We start from the raw sequence: 6,310 nt of genomic DNA, 5'->3' as shown, positions 1-6,310 counted from the left end.
AGCGTCTTCTATGTTTATCGCTTATAATTTTAAGCGATTATTAAGTATGTTTTCAACATTAGAATTAATAAAGAAATTTGGATCAATATCTAATTACAGATAGAGGATATAGAAAAATTTTATATTTAATATCAAAAAATATCAGCAATAGAAAAAAGACCGTACATCAGACTTATCATATAAGAATTGTTAGACAGTCTGACGCACGGTGGTGTAAGAGGTCGAAATTTCCTCATCGGAGGAAATTTCTCCTACTCGATTACCATGGAGGAAAAAAAGTGGATTTTTACAGAGTAGATGAGGAATATAATAAATTTCTAAAAGATACGAAAAAGAAATTAGAGGCTCATTGCGATTCAATTATATGATGCCAGTTCCAAATGAATGTATTGGAAAATTGATAATAAAAGAAGTTGAAGATGAAAAATACAGAATACTACTTAATAGAAAATACCGATTTTGTATAGATAATGCAGAACGAATTAAAAAGAAAGCAAGTAAGATGTATGAGATGGTTACAACAAATCGAAAGCAGATTTTAACGGATAACAGTTGTGCATTTCATATTTTGGAGGCAGGATATAGAGAATACATAGAAAAGCATTCTTTAAATTGAGTCTATGTAGTTACAGGAAATCATATGGGTAACTGACAAATGGCATGAAAATGGCGTATTTACGGCTTTAGCCTGTTGAGCATGTAGGAGTTTCACTAAAGAGAAACGGAGACATGCGAAACAAAAATCCACCTGTTATGCGGGTGGTGCCCCTCTGTTATACAAAAAATCACCTTTCTGTTATTATAGAGTTGTTCAGGCTACTACAATAACGAGAGGAAAGGTGATTTTAATTAATCACTGTGGTATACTTACAGTGATAAATGATACGGATAAGTCTGCAGGACTTGATGATTCTGCTAAGATAGCGACGGACAGAAATTCTGGCGTGGGGAATCAAGCTGATACGAAGTCCCCACACAGATATAAAAGAGCCGCAGGACTTTACGGCTGTCGAACGTGAACGTGAGAGAGCCACAGAATCTTTTACCGATATGCAGCAGCGTGAGGAAGAGAGGAACTATGTTCCGGCGGCAGGAGCGGCCGCGTATTTTTACGACGCGCATCAGGAGGCTAAGCTGATAGAAGCTATAGACGAAGAACAGCTGATAGAAAGAATCATGGCATCCGGGCATGTAAATCCATATGGGAGAAGGATTGTCCGAATCGAGGGGCTTGAAGAATGGAAGGCTTCTTGCAGGATAACGTGTGTTCTGTCAAGAGAGGATGGATCTACATTTAAAAGAAAAGTGACGGTGCCTGGCACGTACGATAATTATACAGAGCTGATATATTCATTCCGCAGGCTGTACATATAAAAGGTTAAGTATTGGAAACTATTGTAAATTATGAAGGAGGAAAAAAATGAGAACGATATTAAAAGTCACATCGGTCTTACAGATAATCGGCGGTATACTGAGCATCATCCTTGCCGTCCTGTCTATCGTCGGGGGAGGCGTGCTCGGAGCTGCCAGCAGCAATGCGTCCGGCCTTGCCCAGTCGGCAGGCGTCCTGACGACCGGAATGCTCATGATCCTGGGCGTCGTTGTTCTGCTGGGAGGCATCTTCAGCCTCGTCTGCGGCCTGTTTGGCCTGAAAGGGTCCAATGGTGATAAAAGGAAATTAAAGACAGCGCTTGTGCTTGGATGGATATCGCTTGTGCTCAGTATCATAAGTGTCATCGGGGAGATCGCGGGAGGGACAGATACAAAAGAGATGCTGTCAATGCTCTATTCGCTCCTGATACCTGTGCTCTTCGTAGTATCAGGGACGAGTGTAAATAAACAGATAGAATAATCGATAAACGCCGCATCACGCAAATAGCATTTTCTATTAAGACACGCGCTCCGATAGTTGCTATAATATATAAGGGCATAGGGAGGCGATATAATGAAAAAGCAAAAAGATGTTGTAAGAAAAGTCATAGATTATATAGAAACGAATTTGGAGGAAGAACTTGACTTAGACCAGATAGCCAAAAATGCAGGCTATTCTAAATTCTATCTAAACCGGATGTTTACGGAATATACAGGTATTACGCTCTATAAGTATGTGCAGAACCGCAGGCTGACTGTGGCGGCTGAACGATTGGTCAAGACAGATAGACCGATAATAGAGATAGCATATGATGCGGGATACGATACGCAGCAATCATTCTCATATGCTTTTAAGCAGGTTTATCTATATCCACCTAAAGTTTACAGGGATATCGGGGTTTTCTTGCCAGTCCAAAGCCCAATTTCCTTGAGCTGTGCTTTTATCTCCAAATATTACGAACACGCTACAATAACCAAGGAGGTTGCGGCATGAGTACAATACCTTATGTAATTGAGCAGACGAGTCGTGGAGAAAGGAGCTATGATATCTTCTCACGGCTATTATCAGATAGGATTATCTTTTTGGGAGAAGAAGTCAGCGATACCACCGCAAGTGTGGCTGTAGCACAAATGCTTTTTCTGGAAGCACAGGATCCTGATAAGGATATACAGCTGTATATCAACAGCCCGGGTGGTTCTGTAACAGCAGGATTTGCAATTTATGACACCATGCAGTATATCAGATGTGATGTTGCTACCATCTGCGTGGGACTTGCAGCAAGCTTTGGCGCTTTCTTGCTGGCGGGCGGTACACATGGCAAACGCATGGCATTAACCAATTCGGAAATTATGATACACCAGCCTGCGGTACATGGCAATGGAATTCAAGGACAGGCCAGTGATATAAAAATAATGTCTGAACATATACAGAAGAATAAGCAGAGGTTAAATCGTATTCTGGCAGAAAATACAGGACGTACAGTTGAGGAAATCAAGCGGGATACCGAAAGAGATAATTTTATGAGCGCGGCAGAGGCCTTAGAGTATGGCCTGATTGATTCCGTTATTTCTAAAAACAGTGACTGATAAGGCCTGACATCCTTGCACCCTATTACTTCATATGGCACAGCCGTCTATACAGCTTTCCGCTGCACAGGCGGCTTTTGCTATATCTGTCCCAAGGCGTGTAAATAATGAAACCTTTACGTAGCTTTCCCGAGCGTTTTATTGACGGATGAAAGCATAGAACAAATAGCATATAACAGTTGACAACTGATATGCACTGTTATATACTGTATGTGCACAGAGGGATGACATGAAGTTGATTATTAATAATTCATCCATGCAGCCTATATATGAACAGATTGTCACCCAGATCAGAGCAATGATCATGAAAGGTACATTAAAGGAAGATGAGATTCTGCCGTCTGTCCGCGTGCTGTCCAAGGAACTCAGGGTAAGCACGCTTACGGTAAAAAAGCATACGACGCCCTAGAACAGGAAGGATTTGTTGTTACGGTCCATGGGAAAGGAAGCTTCGTGGCATGCGCGAACCAGGAACTTATGCTGGAGGAAAAACGCAGAGAGGTAGAAGCTGATCTGGAAGCAGCAATCCGGAAGGGAAAGAGCTGTGGGATGAATAACAGAGAAATAACAGAATTATTTCAGATTATTTTGGAGGAATAGCTATGCTGGTGAAGATGGAACATGTGAAGAAACATCATAAGGACTTTGCGACTGTTCACTGCAGGTCGAAGAAGGAAGGGTAACCGGGCTGATAGGCCCCAATGGTGCCGGCAAGAGCACGGCATTTAAAGCGATACTGGATTTGATAGATATAGACGCGGGCGCCATAGCGGTGCTTGGCAAGGCAAACGGCCGGCTCACCCAGGATGACCGGGAGCGGATTGGCGTCGTGCTTTCTGATTCGGGATTCAGCGGGTACCTGTCGGTAAGGGACATCATACCGGTAATGAACAATCTGTACCGCAGATTTGACAGGACAGCGTATGTGAACATGTGCAAAGAGTTCAATATCCCTCTCGACAAGAAGATAAAGGAATTCTCTACCGGTATGAAGGCGAAGCTGCAGGTCATCAGCGCCATGTGCCACGACGCCCGTCTCCTCATCTTGGATGAGCCGACGGCAGGGCTGGATGTGATTGCCAGAGATGAGCTTCTGGATCTGCTCCGCGGCTATATGGAATCGGGGGACCGCGCTATCCTCATCAGCTCCCACATATCCAGCGACCTGGAAGGTCTGTGCGACGATCTGTACATGATTGACGGAGGGAAGATCATACTCCACGAGGAGACAGATGTGCTGCTGGACGAATACCGCGTGCTGAAGCTGACGGAGGAACAATATGAGAAGCTGGATAAGGAACATATACTGGCCCGGAAGAAAGAAGGGTTTGGCGTGAGCTGCCTGACTGCCCAGAAGCACTTTTTCCTCATCGTCGGTCTGGTAGGTGCTATGCTGGTGGCAATAGGAATCATATTCCTGTCCGCATATGCAGGGGTGAAGATTGCAGGCAGGCTCGGCACGAGTGCAAGCGGGGCAGTAGGTGTCGTATTCAGCCTGATGGCCGTGCTGCAGGCATTCGGCTTTATGTTCGGGCACGGTGCAGGCAGCATCATATCAAGAATGCTTGGTAAGAAAGACAAAGAGAGCGCCAGCAGATTTGCTTCTACGAGCTTCTTCCTGGCCATGGCGGCGGGCGCTGTCATCGGGGCCTGCGGCATCGCATTCCTGACACCGTTCAAGCGTCTGCTCGGGAGCACAGAGACGATACTGCCGTACGCCAGGCAGTACGGGTTCTACATATTGCTGGCAGGGCCGTTCATGACAGGGAGCTGTGTACTGAATAATATTCTCAGATATGAGGGACGGGCAGCCTATGCCATGGTCGGCCTCACCACCGGAGGCATCCTCAACATGGCAGGCGATCCGATACTTATGTTCGGGCTGCATATGGGCGTGGCCGGTGCGGGGCTTTCTACTGCGCTCTCGCAGATCATCAGCTTTCTGATCCTTCTGGCTATGTTTCTGTCCGGAAAGACAGACAGCAAGCTGTCGGTACGGCTCATGACAAAGGATCTGCATGACATTGTCCGTATCATCGCCACGGGGTTCCCGAGCCTTATACGGCAGGGCATGGGGAGCATATCTACCTTGCTGCTGAATCATCAGGCGGCTGTATACGGAGATGCCGCGGTGGCGGCAATGAGCATCGTCAACCGGATCTGCATGCTTATCTTCTCTGTCGGTCTCGGCCTTGGCCAGGGGTTCCAGCCGGCTGCGGTATGTACGAACATGATGTTCCAGAGCGTGGGAGAGAGCGGGAAGGCCTCGTTCCTGTCTGCGTTGCGCAGCGGCATCTGCTTTATCCCGCTCATCCTGGTGCTGCCTGCGGCATTTGGCCTGAGAGGCGTGCAGACCGCGCAGACGGCAGCTGACATCCTGGCATTTCTCATATCAGCGCCGCTGGCCATCTCGTTCCTGCGCAAGCTGGACGGCAAAGAAAAATATAACAATATTATATAATGATATTAAATATGTCAATAGTAAAATTAAAATAATTAATTATAATATTGACATATTTAACTATTTGGATTATATTAGTAATATGAGAAAGGAAGTGGACGTATGAAAAAAGTAATCAGCCAGTGCCCGGTCTGTGGCGGTGAGCTGAAAGTGGCCCGTCTGAAGTGCGCAGGATGTGACACGGTGATAGAAAATGATTTTACTTTGAGCAAGTTCGATTATCTTTCGGGTGAAGAACTGTATTTTACTGAGACGTTTATCCGGTGCAGAGGGAATATCAAGGAAGTGGAAAAGGAACTGGGCATCTCCTATCCGACTGTCCGTGCCAAGCTGGACGGTGTCATCAAGAAGCTGGGATATGAAGAGGGCGCGGGGCAGGATGAAGAGATGCAGAAGCGCGAGGCTGTGCTGAAAGCGCTGGAACAGGGACGGATAACGGCGGAAGAAGCGATACGGCAGCTGAAATAGGAATAGAAATGAAATCATAGAAAAGGAGCATCAGCATGGATGAAAAATTAAGGATATTAAAGATGGTAGAAGACGGCACGATTACAGCAGAAGAGGCCGCGGAGCTTATGAATGCTATGGGAGTGGAGGAGACGAAACAGACTCCGGCCAGGAGGAATTATGACAAGAAGATGTTCCGCATCGTCGTGGATGGCAGCGGAGACAAGGTGAACATACAGTTCCCGGTAGGCGCTGTCAAGAAGATTCTCAAGGTCACGGGAACGCTTCCTATCCCGGAGAAAGACCTGCAGGGCGTGAATCTGGAAGAGATGATGGATGCCATATCCGAATGTCTGGACAGCGAGATAGAAGGCGACTTTATCAGCGTGGAGGCTGTAGACGGAACGAGAGTGAGAATATACGTGGATAAGTAGAGGGCAGGCT

8 protein-coding genes and 2 pseudogenes are annotated in these 6,310 nt (G+C 46.1%); all 10 read left to right on the top strand.

The window, feature by feature from the left end; all coding sequences use genetic code 11:
* Window positions 1-313 precede the first annotated feature (313 nt).
* The 10 genes and pseudogenes from E1963_RS15345 (at window position 314) to E1963_RS15300 (ending at window position 6,300) form a co-directional block, all read left to right on the top strand.
* Window positions 314-616: a type III toxin-antitoxin system ToxN/AbiQ family toxin gene (locus E1963_RS15345; RefSeq protein WP_330570859.1), complete on the top strand. Its 303-nt coding sequence runs from the start codon at window positions 314-316 to the stop codon at window positions 614-616.
* A gap of 434 nt (window positions 617-1,050) precedes the next feature.
* Window positions 1,051-1,374 (top strand): hypothetical protein, encoded by a 324-nt coding sequence (locus tag E1963_RS15340; RefSeq protein WP_132279786.1) that lies wholly within the window; start codon window positions 1,051-1,053, stop codon window positions 1,372-1,374.
* 46 nt (window positions 1,375-1,420) lie between these two features.
* Complete coding sequence (locus E1963_RS15335) at window positions 1,421-1,852, top strand: hypothetical protein (RefSeq protein ID WP_132279783.1); 432 nt, start codon at window positions 1,421-1,423, stop codon at window positions 1,850-1,852.
* A gap of 93 nt (window positions 1,853-1,945) precedes the next feature.
* On the top strand, window positions 1,946-2,365 hold the full coding sequence (locus E1963_RS15330) for a helix-turn-helix domain-containing protein (protein ID WP_132279780.1): 420 nt from the start codon (window positions 1,946-1,948) through the stop codon (window positions 2,363-2,365).
* A complete protein-coding gene (gene clpP / locus E1963_RS15325; protein WP_132279777.1) occupies window positions 2,362-2,958 on the top strand; it encodes an ATP-dependent Clp endopeptidase proteolytic subunit ClpP in 597 nt (198 codons plus the stop codon). Before E1963_RS15330 ends, clpP begins: the two co-directional genes overlap by 4 nt.
* Before the next feature lie 229 nt (window positions 2,959-3,187).
* Window positions 3,188-3,558: pseudogene (locus tag E1963_RS22815) on the top strand (GntR family transcriptional regulator).
* Window positions 3,559-3,563: 5 nt separating this feature from the next.
* Window positions 3,564-4,327 (top strand): annotated as a pseudogene (locus E1963_RS22810) (ABC transporter ATP-binding protein); the annotation flags it as partial.
* Between the two features lie 21 nt (window positions 4,328-4,348).
* The gene (locus E1963_RS22805) at window positions 4,349-5,419 is read left to right on the top strand and encodes an MATE family efflux transporter (protein ID WP_243117757.1); all 1,071 of its coding nucleotides are present in this window, start codon (window positions 4,349-4,351) and stop codon (window positions 5,417-5,419) included.
* A 102-nt stretch (window positions 5,420-5,521) separates the two neighbouring features.
* The gene (locus E1963_RS15305) at window positions 5,522-5,887 is read left to right on the top strand and encodes a DUF2089 domain-containing protein (RefSeq protein WP_132279774.1); all 366 of its coding nucleotides are present in this window, start codon (window positions 5,522-5,524) and stop codon (window positions 5,885-5,887) included.
* 35 nt (window positions 5,888-5,922) lie between these two features.
* Window positions 5,923-6,300 (top strand): SHOCT-like domain-containing protein, encoded by a 378-nt coding sequence (locus E1963_RS15300; protein ID WP_132279771.1) that lies wholly within the window; start codon window positions 5,923-5,925, stop codon window positions 6,298-6,300.
* Window positions 6,301-6,310: the final 10 nt, after the last annotated feature.

It is taken from the genome of Extibacter muris (genome assembly GCF_004345005.1).
Lineage (GTDB): Bacteria > Bacillota > Clostridia > Lachnospirales > Lachnospiraceae > Extibacter > Extibacter muris.
This window is presented reverse-complemented; position numbering and strand designations above follow the sequence as displayed.

Excerpts from the sequence above, each read along its gene's own strand:
- E1963_RS15340 (WP_132279786.1), top strand. The coding sequence starts at position 1,051 with ATGCAGCAGCGTGAGGAAGAGAGGAACTATGTTCCGGCGGCAGGAGCG.
- E1963_RS15335 (WP_132279783.1), top strand. The coding sequence starts at position 1,421 with ATGAGAACGATATTAAAAGTCACATCGGTCTTACAGATAATCGGCGGT.
- E1963_RS15330 (WP_132279780.1), top strand. The coding sequence starts at position 1,946 with ATGAAAAAGCAAAAAGATGTTGTAAGAAAAGTCATAGATTATATAGAA.
- clpP (WP_132279777.1), top strand. The coding sequence starts at position 2,362 with ATGAGTACAATACCTTATGTAATTGAGCAGACGAGTCGTGGAGAAAGG.
- E1963_RS22805 (WP_243117757.1), top strand. The coding sequence starts at position 4,349 with ATGCTGGTGGCAATAGGAATCATATTCCTGTCCGCATATGCAGGGGTG.
- E1963_RS15305 (WP_132279774.1), top strand. The coding sequence starts at position 5,522 with ATGAAAAAAGTAATCAGCCAGTGCCCGGTCTGTGGCGGTGAGCTGAAA.
- E1963_RS15300 (WP_132279771.1), top strand. The coding sequence starts at position 5,923 with ATGGATGAAAAATTAAGGATATTAAAGATGGTAGAAGACGGCACGATT.